Annotated in this window: 20 protein-coding genes; 6 read left to right on the forward strand and 14 right to left on the reverse strand. The window is 71.7% G+C overall.

The window, feature by feature from the left end:
* Nucleotides 1–6: 6 nt before the first annotated feature.
* Nucleotides 7–1035 carry an MBL fold metallo-hydrolase gene (locus tag AC0NH5_RS11215; RefSeq protein ID WP_474402551.1) on the forward strand — a complete coding sequence of 343 codons (1029 nt, stop codon included), beginning with the start codon at nucleotides 7–9 and terminating at the stop codon, nucleotides 1033–1035.
* A 126-nt stretch (nucleotides 1036–1161) separates the two neighbouring features.
* Here AC0NH5_RS11215 and AC0NH5_RS11220 read toward each other — a convergent pair whose 3' ends face one another.
* The 4 genes from AC0NH5_RS11220 to AC0NH5_RS11235 all read right to left on the reverse strand — a co-directional run bounded on the left by AC0NH5_RS11220 (nucleotide 1162) and on the right by AC0NH5_RS11235 (nucleotide 5018).
* The gene (locus AC0NH5_RS11220; RefSeq protein WP_474402553.1) at nucleotides 1162–2478 is read right to left on the reverse strand and encodes a dihydrolipoyl dehydrogenase family protein; all 1317 of its coding nucleotides are present in this window, start codon (nucleotides 2476–2478) and stop codon (nucleotides 1162–1164) included.
* 195 nt (nucleotides 2479–2673) lie between these two features.
* Entirely contained in the window at nucleotides 2674–3366 is a 693-nt protein-coding gene (locus tag AC0NH5_RS11225; RefSeq protein ID WP_474402949.1) for an SDR family NAD(P)-dependent oxidoreductase, read from the reverse strand.
* Nucleotides 3367–3381: 15 nt separating this feature from the next.
* Nucleotides 3382–4404, reverse strand: coding sequence for an alcohol dehydrogenase catalytic domain-containing protein (locus AC0NH5_RS11230; protein WP_474402555.1), 1023 nt, complete (start codon nucleotides 4402–4404; stop codon nucleotides 3382–3384).
* Entirely contained in the window at nucleotides 4401–5018 is a 618-nt protein-coding gene (locus AC0NH5_RS11235) for a VOC family protein (RefSeq protein ID WP_474402557.1), read from the reverse strand. Before AC0NH5_RS11235 ends, AC0NH5_RS11230 begins: the two co-directional genes overlap by 4 nt.
* Nucleotides 5019–5187: 169 nt before the next feature.
* Here AC0NH5_RS11235 and AC0NH5_RS11240 point away from each other — a divergent pair, with 169 nt between their 5' ends.
* The 3 genes from AC0NH5_RS11240 to AC0NH5_RS11250 are packed head-to-tail and all read left to right on the forward strand — an operon-like array spanning nucleotide 5188 to nucleotide 6715.
* On the forward strand, nucleotides 5188–5802 hold the full coding sequence (locus tag AC0NH5_RS11240) for a muconolactone Delta-isomerase family protein (protein WP_474402559.1): 615 nt from the start codon (nucleotides 5188–5190) through the stop codon (nucleotides 5800–5802).
* Between the two features lie 46 nt (nucleotides 5803–5848).
* The gene (locus tag AC0NH5_RS11245; protein ID WP_474402561.1) at nucleotides 5849–6565 is read left to right on the forward strand and encodes an SDR family oxidoreductase; all 717 of its coding nucleotides are present in this window, start codon (nucleotides 5849–5851) and stop codon (nucleotides 6563–6565) included.
* Between the two features lie 18 nt (nucleotides 6566–6583).
* Entirely contained in the window at nucleotides 6584–6715 is a 132-nt protein-coding gene (locus AC0NH5_RS11250; protein WP_474402563.1) for a hypothetical protein, read from the forward strand.
* Here AC0NH5_RS11250 and AC0NH5_RS11255 read toward each other — a convergent pair.
* The 5 genes from AC0NH5_RS11255 to AC0NH5_RS11275 all read right to left on the reverse strand — a co-directional run bounded on the left by AC0NH5_RS11255 (nucleotide 6712) and on the right by AC0NH5_RS11275 (nucleotide 17622).
* Nucleotides 6712–9426, reverse strand: coding sequence for an ATP-binding protein (locus AC0NH5_RS11255; protein ID WP_474402564.1), 2715 nt, complete (start codon nucleotides 9424–9426; stop codon nucleotides 6712–6714). The genes AC0NH5_RS11250 and AC0NH5_RS11255 overlap by 4 nt on opposite strands.
* Nucleotides 9423–12182 carry an AAA family ATPase gene (locus AC0NH5_RS11260; protein ID WP_474402565.1) on the reverse strand — a complete coding sequence of 920 codons (2760 nt, stop codon included), beginning with the start codon at nucleotides 12180–12182 and terminating at the stop codon, nucleotides 9423–9425. The genes AC0NH5_RS11255 and AC0NH5_RS11260 overlap by 4 nt, the downstream gene beginning before the upstream one ends.
* A 16-nt stretch (nucleotides 12183–12198) precedes the next feature.
* Entirely contained in the window at nucleotides 12199–14955 is a 2757-nt protein-coding gene (locus tag AC0NH5_RS11265; protein WP_474402567.1) for a helix-turn-helix transcriptional regulator, read from the reverse strand.
* A 700-nt stretch (nucleotides 14956–15655) separates the two neighbouring features.
* Nucleotides 15656–16474: a hypothetical protein gene (locus AC0NH5_RS11270; protein WP_474402569.1), complete on the reverse strand. Its 819-nt coding sequence runs from the start codon at nucleotides 16472–16474 to the stop codon at nucleotides 15656–15658.
* Between the two features lie 743 nt (nucleotides 16475–17217).
* The gene (locus tag AC0NH5_RS11275; RefSeq protein ID WP_474402571.1) at nucleotides 17218–17622 is read right to left on the reverse strand and encodes a RidA family protein; all 405 of its coding nucleotides are present in this window, start codon (nucleotides 17620–17622) and stop codon (nucleotides 17218–17220) included.
* A 118-nt stretch (nucleotides 17623–17740) separates the two neighbouring features.
* On the opposite strand from AC0NH5_RS11275, the gene AC0NH5_RS11280 reads away from it, so the two are divergent.
* Nucleotides 17741–19111, forward strand: a complete 1371-nt coding sequence (locus tag AC0NH5_RS11280) for an FAD-dependent oxidoreductase (RefSeq protein ID WP_474402572.1) — start codon at nucleotides 17741–17743, stop codon at nucleotides 19109–19111.
* On the opposite strand, the gene AC0NH5_RS11285 is transcribed toward AC0NH5_RS11280, so the two are convergent.
* The 3 genes from AC0NH5_RS11285 to AC0NH5_RS11295 form a co-directional block, all read right to left on the reverse strand.
* Nucleotides 19086–19745 (reverse strand): response regulator transcription factor, encoded by a 660-nt coding sequence (locus AC0NH5_RS11285; protein ID WP_474402573.1) that lies wholly within the window; start codon nucleotides 19743–19745, stop codon nucleotides 19086–19088. The genes AC0NH5_RS11280 and AC0NH5_RS11285 overlap by 26 nt on opposite strands.
* Nucleotides 19730–20986 (reverse strand): sensor histidine kinase, encoded by a 1257-nt coding sequence (locus AC0NH5_RS11290; protein ID WP_474402575.1) that lies wholly within the window; start codon nucleotides 20984–20986, stop codon nucleotides 19730–19732. Before AC0NH5_RS11290 ends, AC0NH5_RS11285 begins: the two co-directional genes overlap by 16 nt.
* 140 nt (nucleotides 20987–21126) lie before the next feature.
* Nucleotides 21127–21801 carry a hypothetical protein gene (locus tag AC0NH5_RS11295; protein ID WP_474402577.1) on the reverse strand — a complete coding sequence of 225 codons (675 nt, stop codon included), beginning with the start codon at nucleotides 21799–21801 and terminating at the stop codon, nucleotides 21127–21129.
* Between the two features lie 183 nt (nucleotides 21802–21984).
* On the opposite strand from AC0NH5_RS11295, the gene AC0NH5_RS11300 reads away from it, so the two are divergent.
* Nucleotides 21985–22509 carry a transglycosylase SLT domain-containing protein gene (locus tag AC0NH5_RS11300; RefSeq protein ID WP_474402579.1) on the forward strand — a complete coding sequence of 175 codons (525 nt, stop codon included), beginning with the start codon at nucleotides 21985–21987 and terminating at the stop codon, nucleotides 22507–22509.
* Nucleotides 22510–22515: 6 nt separating this feature from the next.
* Here AC0NH5_RS11300 and AC0NH5_RS11305 read toward each other — a convergent pair whose 3' ends face one another.
* Nucleotides 22516–23565, reverse strand: coding sequence for a zinc-binding dehydrogenase (locus tag AC0NH5_RS11305; RefSeq protein WP_474402580.1), 1050 nt, complete (start codon nucleotides 23563–23565; stop codon nucleotides 22516–22518).
* Between the two features lie 19 nt (nucleotides 23566–23584).
* Entirely contained in the window at nucleotides 23585–24844 is a 1260-nt protein-coding gene (locus AC0NH5_RS11310) for a glycosyltransferase family 39 protein (protein ID WP_474402581.1), read from the reverse strand.
* Nucleotides 24845–25042: the final 198 nt, after the last annotated feature.

Raw genomic sequence — 25042 nt, forward strand, 5'->3', positions numbered from 1 at the left:
GTACGCGTGACCAGCCCATCATCAGGAGGCATCGTGCCCACATCCATCACCGCCAACGGCGCCACTGCTTCGGCGTCCTTCACCGAACAGGCCAGGAGCCGCCGGGAGGCCCCGACCGCACCCGTCCCGGCAAACGCCAAGGGACCGCAGGTGCCGGCCTCGGGTTACGTTCTCGACGAAATCGCCGACGGCATCTTCTGGCTCTCCGACGGCAGCTACCAGTCCATGTTCGTCGTGACCGCCGACGGAGTCGTCGCCGTCGACGCACCACCGACGCTCGGGCACAACATCCTGCGCGCGATCGGCCGCGTCACGCGCGAGCCGGTCCGGCACGTGATCTACAGCCATCATCACTCGGATCACGTGGGCGCCATGTCCATCTTTTCGCAGCAGGCGGTCTACTACGCGCAGCGGGCGACCGCGCAGCGGCTGAGGCTCCTCGACGATCCGCGACGGCCTCTGCCGACCGAGCTCTACGACGACAGCCTGACACTCGAGCTCGGCGACCACAGCCTGCGGCTGGACTATCCCGGCCCGAACCATTCCGAGGGCAACAGCTTCATCTACGCCCCGAACCAGCGCGTGCTGATGCTTGTCGACGTCATCTTCCCGGGCTGGGTACCTTTCTCTAACCTGTCGCTGTCCGCCTTCGTGCCGGGCGTCCTGCGAGCCCACGAGCAGGCGCTGGACTACGAATTCGACCACTTCGTCGGCGGGCACGTCACGCGCCCGGGAACCCCCGAGGACGTACGTGTCCAGCAGGAGTACCTGACCGATCTGCGAACCACGGCCGAGGCAGCGCTGTCCAGCGTCGATCTGCCCGCCACGATGGCGGCCATCGACACCGATAATGTCTGGGCGGTCTTCCGGGCCTACCTGGACGCCGTCGCGGCCGCTACCGCCGACGAGATCGTTCCCCGCTGGACGGACCGCCTCGGCGGCGCCGACGTCTTCACCCTTCCGAACGCGTGGGCCATGGCGGAATCACTGCGCCTCGACCTCAACTCGCTGGGCCCGTTCTCGACCGTCCCGTAACCCGGGTCGGCGTGCCAACGGCACCCGCCTGAAGATCTGGGACTGCTTCACCGTCGCGAATCAGCGGTGGACGCTTTTCTGACGGCAAGCCGCCGTCCCACCCGGGCCGGGGTGGGACGGCCGCCGTCACTTGCTCAGGGCCTTGAGGGCGGCGACGTAGATCTCCGAGAACGTGGGGAACGGCTGGATGACGTCGCGCAGCACGTCGAGGGGGATCCGCGCGCGGATCGCCAGGGTCGCCTGCTGGAGCCACTCACCGGACTCCGGGCCGAGGGCGTAGGCGCCGGTGAGCACGTCACCGTCGCTGAGCAGGGTGAGGAAGCCGTTCTGCTCGGCGTACTCCCGGGTGTAGGTCGCGGTCTTGGCGACCTCGGCGATCGGGACGGTCGCGCTCAGCGGCGCCTCGGCGGCGCCCACCGCGGCAGCCTGCGGGTCGGTGAACACGACACGCGGCACCGCGGTGTAGTCGGCCTCGCGCGGCCGCCCGAGGATGTTGTCGGCCACCACGCGGGCCTGGTACTTGCCCACGTGGGTGAGCATCCACAGCCCGGTGGCGTCGCCGACCACCCAGTGGTTGTCGGCGGCGCGCAGCCGCCGGTCGACCGGGATGCCTCTGTCGTCCGCGATCACCCCGATGGTGTCCAGGCCGATGTCGTGTACGCGCGGGCGCCGCCCGGTCGCGACCAGCAGCTTGTCGCCGCGCAGCTCACGGTCGTCGTCGAGGGTGAGCACGTAGTCGTCCGCGTCGCGGCGGGCGGCGGTCGCGCGCGGCCCGAGCGCGAGTTCGACACCGTCGCGCCGCAGGACCTCGGTGAGCGCCCGGCCCAGCGGTGCGGGTTCGCGCGGCAGGACGCGGTCGCCGTGCGAGGTGAGCACCACCTCGCCGCCCAGGCGCCGGACCGCCTGGGCCATCTCGACGCCGACCGGTCCGGCGCCGAGCACGATCAGCCGGCGCGGGACCTGTTTCATGCCGGTGGCCTCACGGTTGGTCCAGATGCCGTCCAGTTCTCGCAGGCCCGGGATCGGCGGGATGATCGGCGAGGCGCCGTTGGCGATCACCACGTGCTCGGCGGTGTAGCGCTTGCCGGCCACCTCCACGGTGCCCGGCCCGGCGAGGCGGCCGGTGCCGCGCAGCAGGTCGATGCCGTTGTCGGCGAGCCACCGCTGCTGGCCGGCGTCGGAGTAGTCCGACACCATGAAGTCGCGCCAGGCCAGCGTACGCTCGACGTCGATCTCGGCCGTGGCCTGCGCCTCCCGCGCCGCCTTCACCGCCTCGCCCGGCCGCAGCAGCGTCTTCGACGGGATGCACGCGTAGTAGGAGCACTCGCCGCCGACCAACTCCCGTTCCACCACCGCGACCCGCAGGCCGCCCGCCGCCAGGGCACCGGCGCAGTGCTCGCCGGGGGAGCCACCGCCGATCACGATCACGTCGTAGTCGCTCATTCGTCCACCTCTTCCAGGAAGCCCGTTTCGTCTACCCACCCTGGCCGAACAGCAGGGTGCCGGGCACCGGTGAAACACCCTGGTGCCCCGGGCCAGTGGGTTCCGCGGGCGCGAAGAGTTTCACGTTGTGGGCGACCCGTCGGTGCTCAGCGGTGCCGGCGACGGCGTGATCGAGGTCGCCGGCTCCCATCTGCGTCAGCTCGCCGCCGAGTGGGACCGGACGAGCATCTCGTTGACGGCCACCGGGGGTTCGCGGGTGACGATGTACGCGATCGCATCCGCGACGGCCTCGGCGAGATACTCGACCCGCTCGGTGCCGGGCTGTACCACGCCGACGCGGACACCCTCCTCGACGAGTTCCAGGCGCAGCGACTCGGAGAAGCCGCTGAGCCCGAACTTGGTGAGGTGGTAGACACTGCTGCCCGGGTGGGCGACCCGCCCGGCGGTGGAGCCGACGTTCACGATGTCGGCCACCTGCCGCGCCGAGGTCACCGCCGCGTCGATCAGGTGCGGCACCGCGGCGTGGGTGACGTGCAGCAACGCCGAGACGTTGAGCGAGACCATCCGGTTCCACTCCGCGATGCCGGCGTGCAGGGCGGTGTTGAGCAGCATGACGCCCGCGCCGTTGACGAGGATGTCGAGGCGGCCGAACCGGTCGAGCGCGTCTTGCACCGACCGTTCGGCTTGCTCCGGGTCGGTGATGTCGGCGTCCATCCCCACCGCGTGGCCACCCGCGGCGGTGACGTCGTCGACGACCCGAACCAGGACATCACCGGGATGGTCGACCGCCGCCACCGCCGCGCCCTCCCCGGCGAGGCGGCGGACGGCGGCGGCGCCGATGCTGCTGGCGGCCCCCGTGACCAGGGCGACGGTGCCGTCCAGCGGCATACCGGTCACGGTCGCTCAACCCTTCGGGTCGAGGACGACACGGAACCGGGCCGTACCGGAGATCATCTGCTGGTAGGCATCGGCCGCCTCGCTGAGCGGGAAGATCTCGTTGTGTGAGCGGACGCCGTGCCGCTGGGTGAATGCCAAGTTGTCCTCGTTCTCGATCGGGGTGCCGGTCAGGCTGCCCCGGACCACGTGGCTGCCGAAGATCAGGTCGGCCGGGCGTACCTGCAGCGGTTCGGGGTCGGCGCCGACGACAACCAGTTCGCCGCGCCGGCCCAGCCCGGTCACCAGCGCCGACATCGCCGAGCCGGCGGCCGCGGTGGCGACGACGACCGCCGCACCGCCGAGCTGTCGCAGCGCGGTGCCGGGATCGGCGGCGGTGCTGTCGATGTACTCGTCGGCACCGAGTTCTGCCGCCAGGGCGGCCTTGCCGGGACCCCGGGCGATCGCGGCGACCCGGTGGCCGAGTGCCTTGGCGTACTGGATGCCCAGGTGGCCGAGCCCGCCGATGCCTTGCACCGCCACCAGCGAGCCCGGCCGGGTCCGCACGGACAGCAGGGCGTTGTACATGGTGAGCCCGGCGCACAGCAGCGGTGCGTCGTTCAGCGGGTCCGCGCCGGCCGGGATCCGGACCAGGCCGGACGCCCGGGCGTACGCCACCTCGGCGTACCCGCCGTCGACACCGGTGCCGGTCAGCGGTTGGTCGGTGCAGTTGACGAAATCACCGCGCCGGCACGCCTCGCAGGTGTTGTCCTGGCCGCCGAGGAACCCGACTCCGACCCGGTCCCCGGCCTGCCACGAGTCGTCGACGCCCGGCCCGACAGCGCTGATCACGCCGATGATCTCGTGGCCGGGCACGATCGGATTGTCCAAGCCGCGCGGGCCGTCGACGGCGAGCGCGTCGGTGTGGCAGACCCCGCAGGCCTCGACCTCGATGCGGACGTGTCCCGGGCCGGGATCGCGCCGCTCGCGTTCGACCAGTTCGAACCGGCGGCGACCGGTGACGGTCACCGCCCGGTACGTGTCGTCACTCATTGCGGCAGCTCGCTTCCGGCCTGCTCGCGGACCATGTAGTCGGCGTACCAGTCCGGCCAGTCCGGGTCCTCGGCGCCGGTGCGCGCCTCGTGCTCGCCGTGCGCCGCGGCAGCGCGGCGCAGCGCGGCGGCCAGGTCCGCGGTGGAAGAGAAGGACGTTGCCGCCGGGTCGATCCGGCCGGGCAGCCGGTTGGTGATCTCCTGCAGCAGCCAGCCGTTGCCGTCCGGGTCGCTGAACGACAGGAACGAGCCGTAGCTGTTGCGCTGCGGGTCCGGGCCCGGCACCCGGGCGTCGGTGCCGGCATGGTGGAAGATGCCGCCGGCGTCGTGGAAGACCTCGCTGGGGTCGGCGCCGAGCCGCTTGAGCTCGTCGTGCGCGGCGTCGATGTCGCTGACGATCAGGTGCAGGCCCTGCGCCGAGCCCGGTTCCTGGGCGGTGACCGAGGTGCCGAAGATGACCGAGGCCGGGGATCCGGGCGGCGTCACCTGGACCACCCGGAAGTCTTCGCTCGTGGCGATGTCGGCGTCGAGCCGCCAGCCCAGCGCCGTGTAGAAGTCCTTGGCCCGCTCGACGTCCGACACCGGGATCACGACGACTTCCAGTTTCATGTCCATGACTGGTACCTCCTGCGCTCAACTTTGTTCTCCGATGCCTCTGAGCCTGGTGGACCCGGGTACCGGGGCACACCCGTGAGACCCCCTGGTCCTGTGCCGCCAGGGAGTGCCACGGGTGTGCGACAGGCCCGCGGCGCCTGATGGTGTAAACCGGGCAGAGGGGGCTGACATGGAGTTTCTTGTCATGATGACCACGAAGGTGCCGACCGGCACCACGTCGGCCGAGGTGGCCGACATGCGGGCTCGGGAGGCGTTGAACACCCTGGCCCTGGCGGCCCGGGGACAGGTACTACGGCTGTGGCGCCCGCCGCTGGGCCCGGGGGAGTGGCGCACGGTCGGCATGTTCGCGGCCACCGACGCCGAGGAACTCGGGGCGGTACTCGCCGCGATGCCGCTGCGGGTATGGCGCCACGACGAGGTGACGCCGCTGGGGCCGTTCCCGAACGATCCGGGGCCGGGCCGAGTGCCGGTCCACGCGGGGATGCGCGAGTTCCTGGTCCGGTTCACCGTCAGGGTTCCGCAGGGGATCAGCCAGGACGACGCCGAGGAACGGTTCGCGCTGGAGGCGGTACGGGCCCGCGAGCTGGCGGCCGACGGCTGGCTGCTGCGGCTGTGGACGGTTCCCGGTGGGGCGCTGGGCCACTGGCAGGCGAGGAACCTGGATCACCTGCGCGGTCTGCTGCGCTCGCTGCCGCTGGCCGACTGGCTGACCACCGAGGTCGTGCCGGTGACCCGGCACCCCAGCGACCCGTGGACCGAGGCGCACGATGATCGCGCTGCATAGACGCCTGCGCGGTGCCGCAAGACCTCGTCAAGGAAGGAGCAATGCGATGACCACCCTGTCCGGAAACACCGTCGTCGTCATCGGCGGGACCTCGGGAATCGGGCTGGAGACGGCCCGCCAGGCGTACGCCGCCGGCGCGAAAATCGTCATCACCGGCCGCGACGAGGGCCGCCTGACCGCGGTCCGCGACGAGCTCGGTGCCGTGACCGCCACCCTCGACCTCGCGGACACCGCCGGGCTGAGCCGGTTCTTCGCCGACCTGCCAGCCCCGGTCGACCACGTGCTGCTCAGCGGCAGCGGCCCGACCTACGCACCGATCCGGGAGATGGACTTCGCGGTGGCGCGCGGTTCCCTCGACGCGCACCTGCTGGGCGCGTTGCGGGTTGCCCGGGAGTGCGCCGACCGGGTCCGCCCGGGCGGCTCGCTGACGCTGATCTCCGGCACCGGCGCCCGCCGCCCCGGCCACGGCTACATCCTGGCCGCCATCGGCACCGCAGGGCTGGCGGCGATCACCACGAACGCCGCCCTCGAACTCGCCCCGCTACGCGTCAACGCGGTCGCCGCCGGTTTCGTCGACACCCCGTTGTCGGCCCGGCTGCTCGGCGACCGGATCGAGCAGCGTCGCGAGCAGCTGCGCACCACGCTGCCGATCGGCCGGGTCGTCGGCCCGGCCGATGTGGCGGCCGTCGTCCTGCACCTGATGGGCAACGATGCCCTGACCGGCGCCACCTTCGACGTCGACGGTGGCGAGCAACTCCTCTGACCAGTGCAAGGAGTTCCCATGGGCACGAACACAAATCGGCGTACGTTTCCCGGGGCGGTCGCCGTCACCCAGCTCGAGCAGCCCGGGCAGGCGATGGCCGGCGACTCCACCACCCGGGAGCTCCGCGCCGCCGTCAAGTCCCTGCGCTAGCCGGGCAGCACATCGCGCAGCTGGCGGCGTGAGTCGATGGACAGTTTCTGAAAGATCTTCCGCAGGTGCCATTCGACGGTGCGGGGGCTGAGGAACAGCCGGGCGGCGACCTCCGGGTTGGACAGTCCGTCGCGCACCAGCAGCGCGATCTGCCGTTCCTGGGCGGTCAGCTCCCCGCCGCCGGTTTCATTGGTGGTTTGTTTTCGGACGGTCTCGCCCGTCGCGAGCAACTCGCGGCGGGCGCGTTCGGCGAACGCGTCCATGCCGATCGCGACGAACATGTCGTAAGCGGTGCGCAGCTGCTCGCGGGCCTCGCTGCGCCGGCGGCGCCGGCGCAGCCACTCTCCGTAGACGAGGTGGGCGCGGGCCAGATCGGGGCGCAGCGGGGTACGGCCCAGTCGTTCGACTGCCTCGCGGTAGAGCCTCTCGGTGTCGTCGCCGTCGCTGACCAGCGCCCGGCTTCGGGCCTCGATGCCGGCGGCGAAGTCGGTGTCGAACGGCTGGGTCGCCTCGAGGAGCCGGTCGAGTGCTTCCCGGGCCAGCTCCTGCTCGCCGGCGCGGCTGGCCGCCTCGATCAGCTCGGGCAGCAGCCAGGTGGACAGCATCGGTTCGGAGACATGTGTCGTGGATCGGGCGGCGTGCAACGCCTCCGGATAGCGGGCGAGCCCGTTGTAGAGGACAGCGGCTCCCCACTGTGCGGCCGTGACCGCCATGCCGAGACCGCTGGCGGCCGAACTCTCGATCGAGGCTGTGACCAACTCGACGGTCTCGGTCTCGCGGCCCTGCAGAGACAGCAGCCGCAACGCGGAATAGGGCGGCATCGCGCGCCCGGTCGCGGCCCCGATGGTCTCACCCTCCGCGATGAGGGTGGCCATGGTGTCGAGCTCGCCCACCCAGGAGAGCGCGTTGCAGAGCGTGGACAGGTGGTACGGGAGCTCCCCGAGGGCGCCGGTCTCGCGGACCACCTGGACCTGGCGTGCGTAGAGCGCACGCATGCCGGCGTCGTCCCAGATGGCGGCGCTCGCGGCGGTGGCGACCCAGCCCCACCGCAGGACGTCGGCGGGCGAGAGGTCGAGCAGGGCGTCCGAAGCCCGTTGCAGGGTGGCGGCCGCTGCCGCACGGCCGTCCGTGACGATCAGGGCCAGACCGGCGAGCAGCAGGTCCACCGGGTCGGGATCGGTCGGCGCCGGCAGGTCCCGGGCGGCGCGTGCCACCGCCGTCAGGGTGTCCTGGTCGGCGACGCTGATGGCCATGCCCCAACCGGTCAGGTAGGTCTCGCGGGCGAGCCTGGGCGCGACGGGTTCCAGCTTGCGGCCGGCGTCGAGCAACTGCCTGACGGCGGCCGCCCCGCCGCCGGAGACGAAACCGAGGTGACCGCGCAGCGCGCCGGCCCGCGCCTCCTGCAACGGATCGACCGGTGCGTCACCGATCACGCCCAGCAGGCGATGGACGTCGTCGAGTTCGCCGGCCCGCAGGCCGGCTTCCGCGGCCGCGAGCAGCCGGTCGACGCGTTTGGTCTCGTCGCCGGTGAGGACGACCGAGCGTTGCAGGAACGCGGCCGCCGCGGCAACGCCGCCGCGTGCCTGGGCGCGCTCGGCGCAGCGTTCGAGTTCGGCGGCGACGGCCTCGTCGGGGCCGGTGGCCGCGGCGGCCAGATGCCAGGCACGGCGGTCGGATGCGTCCAGCGGGTCGGTGACCTCGGCCAGGGCGAGGTGGGCGGTCCGGCGGTCGGCGGGCTCCGCGGCCCGGTAGACGGCAGAGCGGACGAGCGGATGCCGGAACGTCACCCGCTCGCCTAACGACAGCAGCCCACCGGCGTCGCCTGCCACGGCGAGGGCGCCGGTGAGGCCGAGCCGCTCGGCCGCGGTGAGGACCAGGTCCGGGTCGCCGACCGGCTCGGCAGCGGCGACCAGCAGAAGCAACCGGTGATCCGCGGGCAGGTCCCGGATCCGGTTCAGGTAGCTGTCCTCGATGCGGCCGGGAATCGTGTCGGCGTCGAGCCCGCCGGCCATCTGGGTCGGGGTCAGCCCGCGGCCCAGTTCTACCAGGGCGAGGGGGTTGCCGTGGGTCTCGGCGATGATCCGGTCGCGGATGTTCCGGTCGAGGCGGGCGTGCGAGATCGAGTCGAGCAGGGCGTAGGCGTCGGTGTCGCGCAGGGCGGTGACCTCCAGGCCGGGCAGCCCGCGCAGTTCCGGGCCCGGCACGCGGACACCGAAGAGCAGGCCGACGGATTCGGCGAGCAGTCGGCGGGCGACGAACCCGAGGACCTGCACGGAGGCCCGGTCCACCCAGTGCATGTCGTCGATCAGGCAGAGCAGCGGACCTTGCTCGGAGGCGGCCGACAGCAGGTCGAGCAGGGCCAGCCCGACGAGGAACTGGTCGGGGGCGGTGCCGGCGCGCATCCGGAACACCGTTTCGAGGGCTTCGCGCCGGCCGGGCGCCAGGTTCGGCAGCCGGTCGAGCAGCGGCAGGCACAGCTGGTGCAGGGTGGCGTACGCGAGCTCCATCTCGGATTCGACGCCGGCGGCGCGCAGCACGCGCATGCCGGTGGCGGCGTCGCGGGCGTACGCGAGCAGCGCGGTCTTGCCGATGCCGGCCCCGCCATGCACGACCAGCACCCGGCTCTCCCCGCTGCGGACCGCGCCGAGGGTCTGGTCTAGGCGGGTGCGTTCGGCGTCGCGGCCGAACAGTGCGTGCGGTTGCCGGCTCATCTCGTCACTTCCCCGGTGGGTGTTTCGTCGAGGATCGGGTCGGCTCCGCCGGAGGGCAGCACGTCGCGCAGCTGACGCCGGGAGCTGATGCCGAACTTGGTGAAGATGCTGCGCAGGTGCCATTCGACGGTGCGCGGGCTGAGGAACAGCCGGGCCGCGACCTCCGGGTTGGACAGGCCGTCGCGCACCAGCAGGGCGATCTGGCGTTCCTGGGCGGTCAGGTTCGTGCCACTGCCGGTCTCGGTGGTGCGCCGGGCGACGGATTCGCCGGTGGCGACCAGCTCATGGCGGGCACGTTCGGTGAAGGCCTCCATGCCGATCGACAGGAACATCTCGTAGGCGGTGCGCAGTTGCTCGCGGGCGTCGACGCGCTGCCGGCGGCGGCGCAGCCATTCGCCGTACAGCAGGTGGGCGCGGGCCAGGTCGGGACGCATCCGGGTCCGGCCGAGCCGGTCGATCGCCTCCCGGTAGAGCGCCTCGGCGTCGTCGTCGACGGCGAGCAGAGCGCGGGTGCGTGCCTCCAGGCCGGCCGGGAAGTCGCTGTCGAACGGCCCGGTGGTCTCGACGAACTCGGCCAGGGCCTGGCGGGCGACGGCGATGTCGCCGGTGCGGGTGGCCGCCTCCACCAGTTCCGGCAGCACCCAGGCGCAGCCGAACGGCTCCCAGTTCGTCGCGGCGGCGGCGACCGCCGACCGCATCGCCTCCGGGTATCGCCCGAGGCCGTTGTAGAGCAGCGCGCCGGCCCAGTTCGCGGCCGGCACCGCCGACCCGAGACCGCCCGCAGCGGCCGCCTTCAGCGCTGCCGCGATCAGCTCGGTGGTCTCGCGTTCCCGGCCTTGCGCGGCGAGCAGGCGCAACGCGGTGTAGGCCGGTACCGGGTTGCCGGTCGCGGCCGCCACCAGGTCACCCTCGGCCAGGATGGCGGCCGCCGCCTCGAAGTCGCCGGCCCAGACGAGGGTGTAACCGAACGCGGCCAGGTTGTACGGCAGGGTCTGCAGGGCCCCGGCGTCGCGCAGCAGCCGCACGTAGCGGTCGAAGACCGTACGCATGGCTTCCACGTCCCACAACCCGGCGGGAGCGAACGAGGCCATCCATCCCCACCGGACTACGTCCGGGACGGGCATGTCGCCGATGAGTTCCGCAGCTTCGCGCAGCGTGCCGGATGCCTCCCCCCACCCCTTGGTGACCAGCAGCGCTCCGCCGTCGAGCAGCAGATCCACAGCGCTGCGCGGTTCAGCCGCCGGTACGCCGTGCACCGCTTTCGCGACGTTGACCAGACTGTCCCGGTCGGCGGAGATGACCGCCGTGCCCCAGGCGTGCAGCAGCGCCTCCCGGGCCAGCTGCGGATCCGCGCGGGCGAGCCGGCCGGCGGCCTCCAGCAGCATGGGGATCGCGGCCTTGCCGGCGCCGGCCGCGGTGGCCAGCTGCCCCTCGAGCAGACCGGCGCGGCCGCGCCGGCGATCGTCGAGGGCATGCTGCAGGGTTCTGACCAGCCGGCGGGCGTCGTCGAACTCGCCGGCGCGCAGGCTGGCCTCGGCGGCGGCCAGGGCCCGGTCGGCACGCCGGGACGGGTCGCTGGTCAGCGCGACCGCCCGCTGCAGGAACGCCGCTGCCGCGGCGAGACCACCGCGGGCCTGTGCGCGTTCAGCGGACTGTTCGAGCCCGACAGCGACGGTCTCGTCGGGCCCGGCGGCGGCTGCCGCCCGGTGCCAGGCGCGCTGCTCCGGTCCGTCCCGGGCGTCGGTGACCTCGGCCAGCGCCAGGTGCACAGCGCGGCGGTCGGCGGGATCCGCAGCCCGGTAGACGGCTGAGCGGACCAGTGGATGCCGGAAGGTGACCCGTTCGGTGATGGTGAGCAGCCCGTCGACCACAATCTCCATCGGCAGACCGAGCCGGCCGGCGGCCGCGCGGACCAGGCCCGGGTCGCCGACGGGTTCCGCGGCGGCGACCAGGAGCAGCTTGCGGGTCGGCTCGGGCAGCTCGCGGATGCGGCTGAGGAAGCTCTCCTCGATGCGGCCGGGCAGTGTGTCGGCGTTGAGCAGGCCGAGGCCGCCGGCCATCTGGGTCATGCTGAGCCCGCGGGGCAGCTCGATCAGAGCGAGCGGGTTGCCGTGGGTCTCGGCCACGATCCGGTCGATGATGCGCTGGTCGAGACGGGTGTGGGTGACCGAGTGGAGCAGTACCCGGGCGTCGGCGTCGGCCAGGCCGGTGACCTCCAGGTCGGGCAGGCCACCCAGTTCCGCTCCGATCGGCTGCCGGGTGCCGAAGATCAGGCCGACGGACTCGGCGAGCAGCCGGCGGGCGACGAAGCCGAGCACCTGCGCCGAGGCCCGGTCCAGCCACTGGGTGTCGTCGACCACGCAGAGCAGGGGCTGCCGCTCGGACGCGTCGGAGAACAGGTTGAGCACGGCCAGGCCGACCAGAAACGGGTCGGGCGGGGTGCCGGCGCGCATCCGGAAGACCGTCTCGAGCGCTTCGCGCCGGGGCGCGGGCAGATGGTCCAGCCTGTCGAGCAGGGGCAGGCAGATCTGGTGCAGTGCGGCGAAGGCGAGCTCCATCTCGGACTCCACTCCGGCCGCCCGCAGCACCCGCAGATCGCCGGCGGCCCGCTCCGCGTAGTCGATCAGTGCGCTCTTGCCGACCCCGGGAGCGCCGTGCACCACCAGGACGCGGCTCTCGCCGTTGCGCAGAGCCTTGACCAGATCGTCGAAAGCGGCTCGTTCGGTCTCTCGATCGACGAACAGCTGCTGGTGCACACGATCCCCCCGGATTTCAGTTGTTCACCGCTTCGCGTGGCAGCGCGTCATGTAGTTGCCTGCGCGAGCTGACCCCGAGCTTGGCGAATATCTTTCTCAAATGCCATTCGACCGTCCGGGGACTGAGAAACAGCCGCGCGCCAACTTCCGGATTTGACAGGCCGTCACGGACGAGTACAGCGATCTGCTTCTCCTGCGGGGTGAGCTCGTCGATCGACGCGGCCCCGGTCTGCTGCTTGCGGACCGCCGTTCCGGCGCCGAGCAGACCCCGGCGGGCGCGCTCGGCGAACGCCTCCATGCCGATCGCCACGAACAGCTCGTACGCCGTCTGCAGCTGAACGCGGCCGTCGGCGGTGCGCTGCGTGTGGCACAGCCATTCGCCGTACAGCAGGTGGGCGCGGGCGAACTCGGGGCGTAGCGGGGTGCGGCCGAGCCGTTCGATCGCCTCCCGGTAGAGACGGTCCGCCGTGCCGCCCTCGGCGAGCAGAGCCCCGGCGCGGGCCAGGGTGCCCTGTGCCCAGTCGGTGTCGCACGGCTGCGCCGCGTCGGTCAGTCGCTCGAAGGCCTGCCGGGCGGCCTGCCGGTCCCCGGTGCGCACCGCGGCCTCGATGAGTTCCGGCAGAGCCCAGATCGCGACCCACAGCTCGGCGACCTCGGAGCTGGCCCGGGCCGCCGCAGCCGCCTGCTCGTACTGTCCGAGGCTGTTGTGCAGCACCGCGGCCGACCACTGGGCGACCGTGACGCCCATCAGCTGTCCGCTCGCGCCGAGCTCGGCGATCGTCGTCAGGATCAGCTTGGTGGCTTGCTCCCGCCGGCCGCGCAGCGCGGCCAGCCGCAACCGCACGTGTGGCGCCATCGGGGCGCCGACGATCGCGGCCACGGTCTCGATCTCGGCGGCGATCGAGTCGGCGACGGCGAAGTCACCGGCCCACGAGGTCCAGATGCCGAGGGAGGTGAGGCAGAAGAGCAGCTCGTTGAGCGCGCCCGCGGCACGGACCATCGCCGCTGCCCGCCGATAGCTCGCGTACACCGCCGGAAAATCCCAGAGCGCGGGGATCATTCCGTTGGCGACCCAGCCCCACTTGAGCATGTCGCGTGCGGGCAGGTCGAGCAGGCCGGGAAGGGCGCGCTGGAGTACCGGGACGGCCGCCGCGCGCCCGTCGGTGACCAGCAGGGCGCCGCCCTCGAGCAGGAGATCGAGCACATCGGCGGGCCCGGGCCTGGGCGCCAGCGTCCTGATCGCCTGCGAGATCGCCAACAGGCTGTCCGCGTCCGCGGCGACCAGCGCGGTGGTGCCCCAGGCCATCAGGTACGTCTCGCGGGCGAGCTGGACGTCGAACGGTTCCAGGCGCTGCGCGGCCGCCAGCAGCAACGGCGGCGCTTCGTGGTTCATGCCGGTGGTGAACGCGATCTCACTGCGTACGAGATGGGCCCGGACCCGGTGGAACTCGCTCTGCGCGTCGCGTTCGGCGATGCCGAGGTATCGGCGTGCGCCCTCCACTTCGCCGGCATGCAGGGTCGCGGCGGCGGCCGCGACCGCGCGCTCGGCGCGCCGGAAGGGGTCGGTGGTGAGGCTCACCGACCGTTGCAGGAAAGCGGCAGCCGCGGCCAGGCCGCCGCGCGCCTGCGCGCGCTCGGCGCACCGTTCCAGCTCGGCGGCGATCCCCTCGTCGGGGCCGCCGGCAGCGGCCGCCAGATGCCAGGCCCGGCGGTCCGGATCGGTCCCGGCATCAATGCCTTCGGCCAGAGCCAGATGTACGGCGCGGCGCTCGTCCACCGGCGCCGCCTGGTAGACGGCCGACCGCACGAGCGGATGGCGGAACGTGACGCGCTCGGCAACCGTGAGCAGCCCGTCCGTCCCGCCGGCCAGGGCGCTCGCCACGGTCACGCCGAGCCGTTCAGCGGCGCGCCACACCAGAACCGGGTCACCGACGGGCTCGGCCGCGGCGATCAGCAGCAGCCGCCGGGTCTGCTCGGGCAGCCCGTCGACCCGGGTCAGGAAACTCTCCTCGATCCGTCGGGGCAGCGCGTCGGCGCTCAGCAGGCCGAACCCGCCGGCCATCTGGGTCCGGCTCAGCCCGCGCGGCAGTTCCAGCAGGGCAAGGGGATTGCCGCGGGTCTCCGCCACGAGCCGGTTACGGATGTGCTGGTCCAGGCCGGAGTGGGTGACGGAGCTCAGCAGCGCGTGCGCGTCGGCGTCGCGCAAACCGGTGACCTCGAGGCCGGGCAGGTCGCGCAGCTCCCGGCTGCGCACACGGGCGCTGAAGACCAGCGCGACCGACTCGGCCAGCAGCCGCCTGGCGACGAACCCGAGAACCTGCGCCGACGCCTGGTCCATCCATTGCGCGTCGTCGAGCAGGCACATCAGCGGACGGTGGGCGGAGGCGTCCGACAGCAGGCTGAGGACGGCCAGGCCGACCAGGAACCGCTCCGGCGGCGGCGCGGAGCGCATCCCGAAGATGGTTTCCAGCGCCTCACGCTGCAGGTCGGGCAGATGCGGGACACGGTCGAGCAGCGGCCCGCACACCTGATGCAGGGTGGCGTAGGGCAGCTCCATCTCGGACTCGACACCCGCAGCCCGCAGCACACGGGTGTTCCCGGCGGTGCGCTGTGCGTGATCCAGCAGGGCGGACTTGCCGATCCCGGCGGCGCCGTGCAGCACCAGCACCCGGCTCTCGCCGTTACGCAACGCCTGGATCATCCGGTCCAGCGCGGCGCACTCGGCCTGTCGTCCGATCAGCCGCCCGGCTGGCGCAGACTGCGTTTGACGCACGAGGTCCCCTCTGCCCTGCGACCGGGATGACGCTCCAGTCTCGGACGCGTGACAGGGAGCCAGCTATGACCGCCGTCACACACCGGCGCGGATTCATGTGCGGCTTCGTTCGGTCGCGTGCGAGACGGGTCGCGACAGGCGGGCTTGAAGGGCCGCGGCGATCTCGCGGGCGGCGGCAAGCTGCTCCGAAGTGAACGTGTGAGCAACTTTCGGCTGAGCAGCGTGAAGCCTAGGTCAGCGAAGACCTCGGTCCACGGCGGCGGGTCGACGAAGATCCCAGGGTCAGCCCAGGAACTCGTTCCGTCCTCGGTGAAGGCAACCCACGGATGCGTGGCATGACACAGGACTCGCAGCCGAACAGCCAGCGTCGCAATCACAGCGGAGTGGATACTCGCGCTGGGCGAACTGTTCGACGGCTCCATTCGCAGCCCTCGACGCTGCATAGCATCCGGTCCTGAACAGGCGGATATCAACAGAGCAACGCTCTGACTCAGAACTGGCGAAGCCCGTTGCTCCCCGCTCAACCCGAAACGCCATGCGACGTGTCCTTTCCGTGCAACAGCACGGTATGTCATCAACGCACTCTCTTCGGCAGTTCCGAGCGCTGAAGCTCCGAGGCGGCTACAGCGTGTGATGCTCCGCCGCGGTCGACTCGCGCGCGCAGAGGCAGATCCGTGCACCTGATCAACCGGAGAATGGTTTACCAGGCCTGGGTGGTGGCCGGGTCGGCCACACGGCGTGGAGGTGTCCAGGCTCGGACTACGAGCTTTGAGCCGCGGACCGCCGCCTGGCATGCCAGAAAGTACGCCAAGCAGATTCCGGTGCCTATCAGCAATGGGACCAATGCCGGCAGGTTCTCGCGCATGAAATCGTTGGCTGAGGCGTCAAATACCAGCGACAGAGCGAGGATCAGCAGCAAAAGAAGACCGCAGAGGATCGTGACGCCCCCGGCCAAAAGAAGGATCAGGGTGATTGGGCCCGCCAGGAGAGCGCCTGCGCTGAAGAAGTCGGCATCCCTGCCGTCGGCCGCCAGCTTGTAGGAATGGAGGAGGACAACGGCGGCGAGCACGACACAGCCGCCGGACCACCAGTCAAGCGTGAGTACCTCAGCGGCTCGATCGGGGTGAAGCACAACCCAGGGGTCTTGGCGCAGTAGAGTGAGCGCCGCCATAGCCCGGGCGTCGTCGCCAAAGCCCATCGACATGTAGTTGCCGCCCAGATAGCACAACCAGAGGGTGAGCAATTGAGCGGGCGGGACAAAAAGTGTGGTGAGTAGGGCAACCACGGCTCGCGCTAAGCGCATCCGCATCAGGGCGATGCCAGCGCCCCGCGCCTTGGTACCTAGCCAGCGGGATCCCACATGGACCTGTTTGGCGGCGTCCCACCAGGACTGGATCGCGAAGGCCAGACCGACCAGCGACACGATGCCGGCGCTCACCCCGAGAGTGCTGAGGGCGCTCTTGAACCAGTCGTCGAACTGAATAAGCTCCGGCACCTGCGGGAGATCGGCGAGCGCCATCCCGTTTACCTCCCTGCCCGATCGCAACCAGCTACCATGCAACCATCTGAGCCGCGCGAGAACAGTCGCCTGTCCAGACGCGATCTTCGCCGATCATCCGATGTGCCCTGGAAAGCCGACGTGTTGGTGAAGGCTGTCGGTGATGGAGGCGATCCGCGCGGCCGAGTTCACAAGAGGGCGGCCGAGGACCCGACGAGAATGCCGTTGTCGCCCGACCTTATGCCTCCGGGTGGGCGTCTCCTTGCTCTCTCAAACGTTCGCTGCCCGCGTTACGTAGAAGTTGTAGCCCATTCAACTTTCAGACGAGACCGTCAGCAGACATGCGGATCGTCGTGAATCGTGTCCACAGCGCTGCGCACTTGCGGTTACCCCGAGTTCGGCCGACAGCCGCACGGTGGCTTTGATGAGGAAGCCGGTGAAGCGCGGCCAGAAGACCACCACCCAGCCATCTGCCGCTGGAACCACCGCCACCTCGGTGCGCTGGTCGCCCTCACCCGAATGAATCGGCTGCGCAGCAATGCGTGATCAGTGGCGACCCGGACAATCGCTTCAACGACAGCCGGGGCGTCTTGTGTTCGCAGCGCCGTCGCCCTGCGGAACAGCCCCATGAGCTGAGGGTATCCACGACAAGGCGATGTCCAGGCTGAACGGCGTAACGTCTGGGCCTGGCCGGCGAGGTTCAACCGCTGACGCCACCGTGTGTCCGGTCCGATTGAGAGACCGAAGGTGGTGGCGCGCGACGGTCATTCCGGAAGTGCTGCAGTGAGATCGATTTCGACGAGTTGCCCGCGGTAGCCGAGCGACGCCACACCCAGCAACGTGCTGGCGGTAGTAAATGCTTCGGCCAGTGGCGACGCGTTGAGTTGTCGCCACACCGACGACAGCATCGAACTGTCCGGGCTGAGCACATAGACGACCGACCGGACGACATCAGCCGGGCCGGCACCGGCGGCCTGGAGAACCGCCAGGCAATTCGTGATCACCTGCTCGGTCTGGGCGGCGTGGTCGCCGGGCTCGCCGACCACTTCGCCGGAGAGGTCGAGCGGGCACTGCCCGGCGAGATGCGCCAGCCGGCCCGCAGGGGAGATCGTCACGTGGCTGTAGCCGTCCGGCACGTGGACAGTCGGTGGGTTGAACTTGTCGATCATCGGTCAACTGTCGCGACGTTCCGGACGGAAGGAAAACGATTAATCGGCGCTGAGACTGGCCGGTGCGTCGCGGGCCGGCTCCTGGACATGCCCCGATCCGGGCTGGCACGCTCACGGTGTGCGTGACGACAGCGGGACCGGGTCGCAGGCGGTGACCGGCCAGGCCGTGGTCATCGGCGCGGGGATGGCGGGCCTGGCGGCCGCGCGGGTGCTGGCCGACCGGTTCGCCCGGGTGACGGTCGTCGACCGGGACAGCCTGCCGGCGGAGCCCGGCAGCCGCCGGGGTGTGCCGCAGGGCGCGCACCCGCACGTCCTGCTGGCGGTGGGACGCACGGCGCTGGAGAAGCTGTTCCCCGGCCTGACCGACGAGCTGGTCGCGTCGGGCGCGCGGTGGATCGACGTGGTCCGCGACGCGATCGTGTGGCAGCTCGACGGTCATCGGGCGCGCGCGGACAGCGGCATCGAGATGCTCTGCCTGAGCCGGCCCCTGCTGGAAAGCCATGTGCGGCGCCGGCTGCGGGAGCTGCCGCACGTGGAGATCCGCGCGGAGACGACCGTCGCCGGCCTGACCGGCCGGGCGGGGGAGCGGGTCACCGGGGTGGCGCTGTCCGGCGGGGACGAGCTGCCGGCCGACCTGGTCGTCGACGCCAGCGGTCGCGGCAGCCGCTCCGGCGGCTGGCTGCGCGAGCTGGGCTTCCCCGCCGCGCCCGAGTCCGTGATCACGGTCCGCATGCACTACACGACCCAGCTGGTCCATGGCCGGCCGGACCGCCTGGGCGGGCCCGGCATGCTGGTGGCGGCGGAGAGCCCGCCCGGCCATCGGCGTTACGGCGCCGCCTTCGCGGCCGAGGGTGACAAATGGTTCGTCACCCTCGGCGGATATCACGGCGAGCGCGCCCCGGCCGATCCCGAGGGGTTCCAGCGCTTCGCCGACGAGCTGCCGGAAACGTCGATCGCCGAGTTCCTGCGCGGATCCGAACCGCTGGGCGAGCCGGTCGCCTTCTCCTATCCGGCCAGCCGGCGACGGCACTTCGAACGCCTCCGCCGGCTCCCCGGCGGCTACGTCGCCGTCGGCGATGCCCTGTGCAGCTTCAACCCGGTGTACGGCCACGGCATGACCGTCGCCGCGCTGGAGGCCATCACGTTGGGGGAGTGCCTCGACCGGCGGCGGCGGGCTACCGACGCGGCGCTGGCCCGCGACTTCTACCGCCGCAGCGCCGGCCTGATCGCGGTCGCCTGGGACATGGCCGCCGCGACGGACTTCGCCTATCCCGGCACCACCGGGCCGAAGCCGCGCGGCCTCGCGGTGACGAAGTGGTACCAGCGCCGCATCGTGCGGGCCACCCACGTCTCCGCCGAGGTGGTGGCGGCGATCGTCAAGGTGCAGCACCTGCTCGAGCCGGCGACGATCCTGCTGCGCCCGGCGATGGTCGCCAAGATCATGCGGGCGGCCCGAGCCAGGCCTATGCCTGATCCTTCAGATAGGTGAGCACGGCCAGCACCCGCCGGTTCGCCGAGTCGTCGGGCGGCAGGTCCAGTTTGGCCAGGATGTTGCCGACGTGCTTGCCGACGGCTGCCTCGGACAGCACCAAGGTCCGGGCGATGGCGGCGTTGGAGTGCCCCTCGGCGATCAGCGCCAGCACCTCGCGCTCCCGGGCCGACAACCGGGCCACCGGGTCGGTGGTGCGGCCGAGCAGGCGGCGGACCACGTCCGGGTCGATGACCGTGCCGCCGGCGACCACCCGGCGCAGCGCCGTGACGAATTCGTTCACGTCCACCACACGGTCCTTGAGCAGGTAACCGACTCCCCGGCCGGCACCGGAGCCGAGCAGTTCGGCCGCGTACCCGTGCTGCACGTACTGACTGAGGGCCACCACGGCGAGCCCGGGGTGTTCCCGGCGCAGCCGGACAGCGGCACGCAGGCCCTCGTCGGTGAAGCCGGGCGGCATCCGGATGTCGGTGATCACCAGTCCCGGCCGGTGGTGGGCGACGGCACGCAGCAGCGCCTCGGCGTCACCGACGGCGGCCACCACCGGGAACCCGAAGCGCTCCAGCAGCCCGGCCAGTCCCTCGCGCAGAAGCACCCCGTCCTCGGCGAGCACCACCGTCACGTCGTCGGGCACGGCAGCTCCACCCGGACCATCGTGGGACCGCCGGCGGGGCTGGCCAGCAGCATCCGCCCGTCGGCGACGGCCACCCGGTCGGCCAACCCGGTCAGGCCGGTGCCGCGGGCCGGGTCGGCTCCGCCCCGCCCGTCGTCGGTGACCTCCACGACCAGCAGGCCGTCCTGTTCGACGGCGCTCACCGTGGCACGGGTCGCGCCGCTGTGCTTGGCGACGTTGGCGAGCAGTTCGGCGACCACGAAATAGGCCGTCACCTCCACGTGCCCGGGGAGGCGCCGCCCCAGCTCGTCGCGGACGCTCATCGGGACGGCCGCCTGGCCGGCCAGCTCACGCAACGCCGCCCCGAGCCCGAGGTCGGTCAGCAGCTGCGGGCGGATGCCGTGGATCAGCTCGCGCAGCTCGCCCATCAGCTCCTTGGCCTGCCGGTGGGCGGTGGCCACCGCGCCGGCGGCCGGTGAGTCGTCGGCCAGGTCGACCCGGGCGAGACCCAGCTGCAGTGTCAGCCCGACCAGTTTCTGCTGGGCACCGTCGTGCAGGTCGCGCTCGATGCGGCGACGTTCCTCCTCGAACGCGTCGGCCAGCCTGGCCCGGGACTGCGAGACCTCCACCAGCTCCGCGCGCAGGGCGTCGGCCGGCGCGGTGTGCAGCACGGCACGGGCTGTCGCGGCGTGCGCGGCGGCGGTCACCGCGATCAGATAGGGGAGGGCCAGAAGGGCCGGCAGAGCGCCGATCGCGTACGGCACGGCCTGCTCCGCCGTCACGATGGTGACCGTCCCGAACGAGATCGGCCCGCCCGCCACCAGCAGCGGGCTGAACGCGCAGACCGCGACCAGGATGATCGTCACGGCGAGCGCGGCGTACCCCACCGGCACCGCCGTGACCAGCACCGCCGCGTATCCCAGCCGGCGCCACGGCGAGTGCCCGGCCCGCAGCACCCGGTCGTCGACGAGCCGCAACCGGTGCCGTTCCAGCGCCGGCAGCGGCCGGGTGACCAGCGGTCCCAGCCCGGCGAGCAGTGCCCCGCCGCCCAGGAACAGCAGCAGCGAGACGACCGGGTCGGCGTCGCCGGTGTACAGCCGGCGCAGCAGCACGATCCACGGCGCGCCCAGGATTCCGAGGGGCACCGCGACGGCCACGGCCACCGGCACCGTGCTGAGCACGAACAGCAGCGACCGCCACGGCCACCCGCTGATCAGGAACCGGGGTGAACGTGTGGCGGCGAGGACACTCGGAACGGACACAGAAGGACCGTATCCACGCCCGCGGCCGTTTCCCAGGCGCCTACGCGTAGTTCCGAAGTAGGGCTGGACGTAGTGCGGCGGCTCGCCGGCCTGATCTCGCGATGAGCCGGCGAGCCCGAACGCTGCGGTGAGTGGCTGTCCTACTTGCTGCGGGAGGACTTCCCGGTCTTCTTGGTGAGGGTCTGCACCAGCTTCTCGACCAGCTCCGGCTTCTTGAGATCCGCCGTGCCCTTCACCCCGCGGCGGGCCAGCCGGGTGCGCAGCTCGTCCACCTTCATCCGAGCAATCTTGCTTTCGCTGACCTCGGGGGTGTTCGGGGTGTCGTTGTGGCTGGTCGGGTTCTTGCCGCCGGCCTTCGCGGACTTGCCACCGGCCTTCGCGGACTTCCCGCCCTTCGCCGACTTCAGCTCGGCCTTCACGAACCGCTCGACGAGCTCCGGCTTCTTCATCTCGTCCGTGCCCTTGACGCCACGCCGGGCCAGCCGGGACCGCAGGTCGGACGCCTTCATCCGGGCGATCTTGCTTTCGCTGACCTCGGGGGTGTTCGGGGTGTCGTTGTGGCTGGTCGGATTCTTCCCGCCGGCCTTGCTGGACCGCGAACCGGTGGCACCCTTCGCCGACCGCACCTCGGCCTTGACCAGCTTGTCGACCAGTTCCGGTTTCTTCAGGCCCTCGGTGCCCTTGACCCCGCGGTTCTTCAGCTCCCGGCGCAGCTCGTCGACCTTCATCCGGGCGATCTTGCTCTCGCTCACGTCCGGGGTGTTCGGGGTGTCGTTCCGGCTCGTGCGGTTCTTGTCCGTCTTGGTGGCAGCCATGACGCTTCGCCTCCATTCATCGACATTTCCGATCATCTTTGAGCTACCCGGGTTGCCCTGCCCCGACACATCCGGCCGCGAATGTCCCTCGCACGCGGTGACCATGCGCGACCTGTGATCCACAGTCGACACCTCGACCGGTACCCTTCGCCGGACCCCACGCCCCGGAAGGTATCGCCAGTAGTGCGCTCGCTCTTCGTCATCGCCGCCGCCGCCCTGGTCGGCTTCCTGCTCAGTCCGCTGCTCCGCGCCGACGCCGCCTGCACCCCCGGCCCCGCGGCCTCGGCCCCGGCACCCGCCTTGGACGGCTGGACCGGGGAACAGCTCGGCAACGCCCGCGTCATCGTCACCATCGGCACGGAGCGCGGACTTCCCGAGCAGGCCCAGGTGATCGCCGTCGCCACCGCCATGCAGGAGTCCGGCCTTCGTAACCTGCGCGGCGGCGACCGGGACTCGATCGGCCTGTTCCAGCAACGGCCCAGCCAGGGCTGGGGGACACCGAAGCAGTTGTCCGACCCGGCCTATCAGACCCGCAAGTTCTACGACAAGCTGCAGACGGTTCGCGGCTGGCGGGAGATGCGGCTGACCGAGGCTGCTCAGGCCGTACAGATATCGGCGTTTCCGGAGGCCTATGCGAAGCACACCCGGGCAGCCACCCGTCTGGTCGAGGCGTTGACCGTCCCGGAGTCGTGTGTGTCCGAGGGCTGATCGGCCTCAGGCCGCCGGGTCGATCATCGTCATGCCGGCGACCGTGGCCTGATCGAAAGTGGGCAGCAGCGCCGCAGCCTCCGCCAGCCCGATGGTGCGCTCGATCAGCCGCTGCGGCTCCAGCGTCCCCTGCCGGATCAGCTCCATCATGGCCGGATAGTCGGCCGCCGCCATCCCGTGGCTGCCGAGCACGTCGAGTTCCCACCCGATGACCCGCGCCATCGGCACCCGCGGGTGACCGCCGACCGGTGGCAGCAGCCCGACCTGGAGGTGGCGGCCCCGGCGGCGCAGGCTGAGGAGCGCGTCGGCGCAGGTCTGTTCGCTGCCGACCGCGTCCATCGCGACGTGGCTGCCTCCGCCGGTGAGGTCGGCGACCGCGGCCGGGACGTCGGTGCCGCCGGCGTGCACCGTGTGGTCCGCGCCGAGAGCGGTCGCCGCGGCGAGCGCTTCCGGGTTGCGGTCCACGGCGATCACCCGGCCGCCCAGCGCCCGGGCGATCATCACCGCGCTCAGCCCCACCCCGCCGGCGCCGACCACGGTCACCCACTCGCCCGCGGCGAGCCGGGCGCGGCCGGCGAGGGCCCGGTACGCGGTGGCGAACCGGCAGCCGAGCCCGGCCGCGGCCGCGAAGCCGACCTGGCCGGGGATGGCGATCAGGTTGGTGTCGGCGGCGTGCAGGGCGACGTACTCGGCGAAGGACCCCCAGTGCGTGAAACCGGGCTGCTGCTGATCGGGGCAGACCTGGGCCTGGCCGGACCGGCACCACTCGCACCGGCCGCAGCCGCAGACGAACGGCACGGTCACCCGGTCGCCGGCCGTCCAGCGCCGGACGTCCGCGCCGGCCTCGACCACGACGCCGGCCAGTTCGTGGCCCGGCACGTGCGGGAACACGATGTCGTCGTCGTGCCCCGCCCAGCCGTGCCAGTCGCTGCGGCACATCCCGGTCGCCATCACCCGGACCACCACCCCGCCGGCCGGGGCGGACGGCTGAGGAACGTCGAGCACCCGTGGCCGGGCCCGGACCTCGTCGACGACTACGGCACGCACAGCCGCCATCCTGTCAGAGCGCCGTGGATCAGATCGCCTGACCGGAGATGAACGGCAGCCAGCCCGCGTACCAGCCGGACAGCAGCGCGAGCGAGCCGAGCACGACGGTGAGGTCGCGGGTCCGGGTGCGGGCCAGTGCGACGGCGGGCACGAGCAGGACCGGGAAGGCGGGCAGCAGATGGCGGCCCATCATCGAGATGTGCGCGTGCGAGCCGGCCGCCAGCACCAGCGTCGCGGCGGCGAACACGGTCAGCTGCCACGGGCCGCGGCGGGCCAGCAGCACCAGCAGGACGAGGAACCCGGCCAGGATCAGCACGGACAGGATCCGGATCGGTTTGCCGGCGTTGTCGTCGCCGACCCCGATCATGATGTCCGCGACGGACTGCCAGGTGCCGCGGCCGTAATCCCACCACGCGCTGAAGTTGTCGTGGTGGATCGCGAAATACCGGGAGAGGCTGCCGAGCTCGGCGGACGCGTAGGCCAGGTAGGCGGCGAGGCCGGCCGGGGCGAGCAGCATCGCGGCGTACGGCCGCCAGCCGCCCCGCCGGGAGACGGCGGCGATCAGCGCGGCCAGGCCGACGGTGCCGATCAGTGCGGCGGCGGTGGGCCGGCTCAGGCCGCTCAGCCCGGCGAGCAGGCCGGCGAGGAGCCAGCGTTCCTTGAGCACGGCGTAGAGCGCCCAGGCCGCCAGGGCGGTGAACAGCGACTCGGTGAACGCGCCGTTCTGCGTCAGGGCCGCGGGGGCCACCGCCCACAGCGCGGCGAGCAGGACGCCGGTGCGGTGGCTGTGGACGTGCCGGCCGATCGCGTACATCCCCCAGGCGGCGGCGACGGCCGCGACGAAGGAGACGATCAGGCACGCGGTCATCGGGGTGACGAACGGCAGGTGGGTCAGCGGGCGGGCCAGCCACGGGTAGAGCGGGAAGAACATCAGGCGCAGCTCGTACGGCACACCGTCGGCGTCGACGGCTCCCACCGGACCGCCGAGGCCGCTGCCCGCGATCTTGATGTACCACCGTGCGTCCCACGACACCAGCGCGTCCAGGGAGGAGACGAAGGTCCGCCACTGGTTGTTGATCGACCCGTCCGGGTAGACCTGCCGGCCCGGCGCCCGGGTGTGCGCGTGCGCGGCCAGCACATACATGACCTCGAGGCTGAGCGTGCGCAACAGCAGGTAAAGCCCGATCGCGGGCGCCGCCGGACGTGCCGCCGCGAGGAGCCGGGACAGCCGGCCGGGGCTCGGCGGTTCCACGGTCTCCGGCGCCGGGGCGTCGTTCGCGGGGGTCACGGCGACGTGAGAGATGGCAACGCCTCCTGAGTGCGAGTGGGAGCGCTCCCAACCGTAAGCGGGATCATCGACGGAAATCGCTGTCTCAGGCTAACCCATCAGCGGAGCACAGCGCACCGGCATGCTCGCCCGGCCCGTACGGTAGGCGATGCGCCCCGACCGGCCCGCCCCGATCACCGTCCCCCGGGGCCTGAGTGC

It is taken from the genome of Actinoplanes sp. 13 (assembly GCF_056134165.1).

Bases quoted from the DNA above. Each gene is read 5' to 3' on its own strand.
- AC0NH5_RS11220 (WP_474402553.1), bottom strand. From the start codon at position 2,478: ATGAGCGACTACGACGTGATCGTGATCGGCGGTGGCTCCCCCGGCGAG.
- AC0NH5_RS11225 (WP_474402949.1), bottom strand. From the start codon at position 3,366: ATGCCGCTGGACGGCACCGTCGCCCTGGTCACGGGGGCCGCCAGCAGC.
- AC0NH5_RS11230 (WP_474402555.1), bottom strand. From the start codon at position 4,404: ATGAGTGACGACACGTACCGGGCGGTGACCGTCACCGGTCGCCGCCGG.
- AC0NH5_RS11235 (WP_474402557.1), bottom strand. From the start codon at position 5,018: ATGGACATGAAACTGGAAGTCGTCGTGATCCCGGTGTCGGACGTCGAG.
- AC0NH5_RS11240 (WP_474402559.1), top strand. From the start codon at position 5,188: ATGGAGTTTCTTGTCATGATGACCACGAAGGTGCCGACCGGCACCACG.
- AC0NH5_RS11245 (WP_474402561.1), top strand. From the start codon at position 5,849: ATGACCACCCTGTCCGGAAACACCGTCGTCGTCATCGGCGGGACCTCG.
- AC0NH5_RS11250 (WP_474402563.1), top strand. From the start codon at position 6,584: ATGGGCACGAACACAAATCGGCGTACGTTTCCCGGGGCGGTCGCCGTC.
- AC0NH5_RS11255 (WP_474402564.1), bottom strand. From the start codon at position 9,426: ATGAGCCGGCAACCGCACGCACTGTTCGGCCGCGACGCCGAACGCACC.
- AC0NH5_RS11270 (WP_474402569.1), bottom strand. From the start codon at position 16,474: ATGGCGCTCGCCGATCTCCCGCAGGTGCCGGAGCTTATTCAGTTCGAC.
- AC0NH5_RS11275 (WP_474402571.1), bottom strand. From the start codon at position 17,622: ATGATCGACAAGTTCAACCCACCGACTGTCCACGTGCCGGACGGCTAC.
- AC0NH5_RS11295 (WP_474402577.1), bottom strand. From the start codon at position 21,801: ATGGCTGCCACCAAGACGGACAAGAACCGCACGAGCCGGAACGACACC.
- AC0NH5_RS11305 (WP_474402580.1), bottom strand. From the start codon at position 23,565: ATGGCGGCTGTGCGTGCCGTAGTCGTCGACGAGGTCCGGGCCCGGCCA.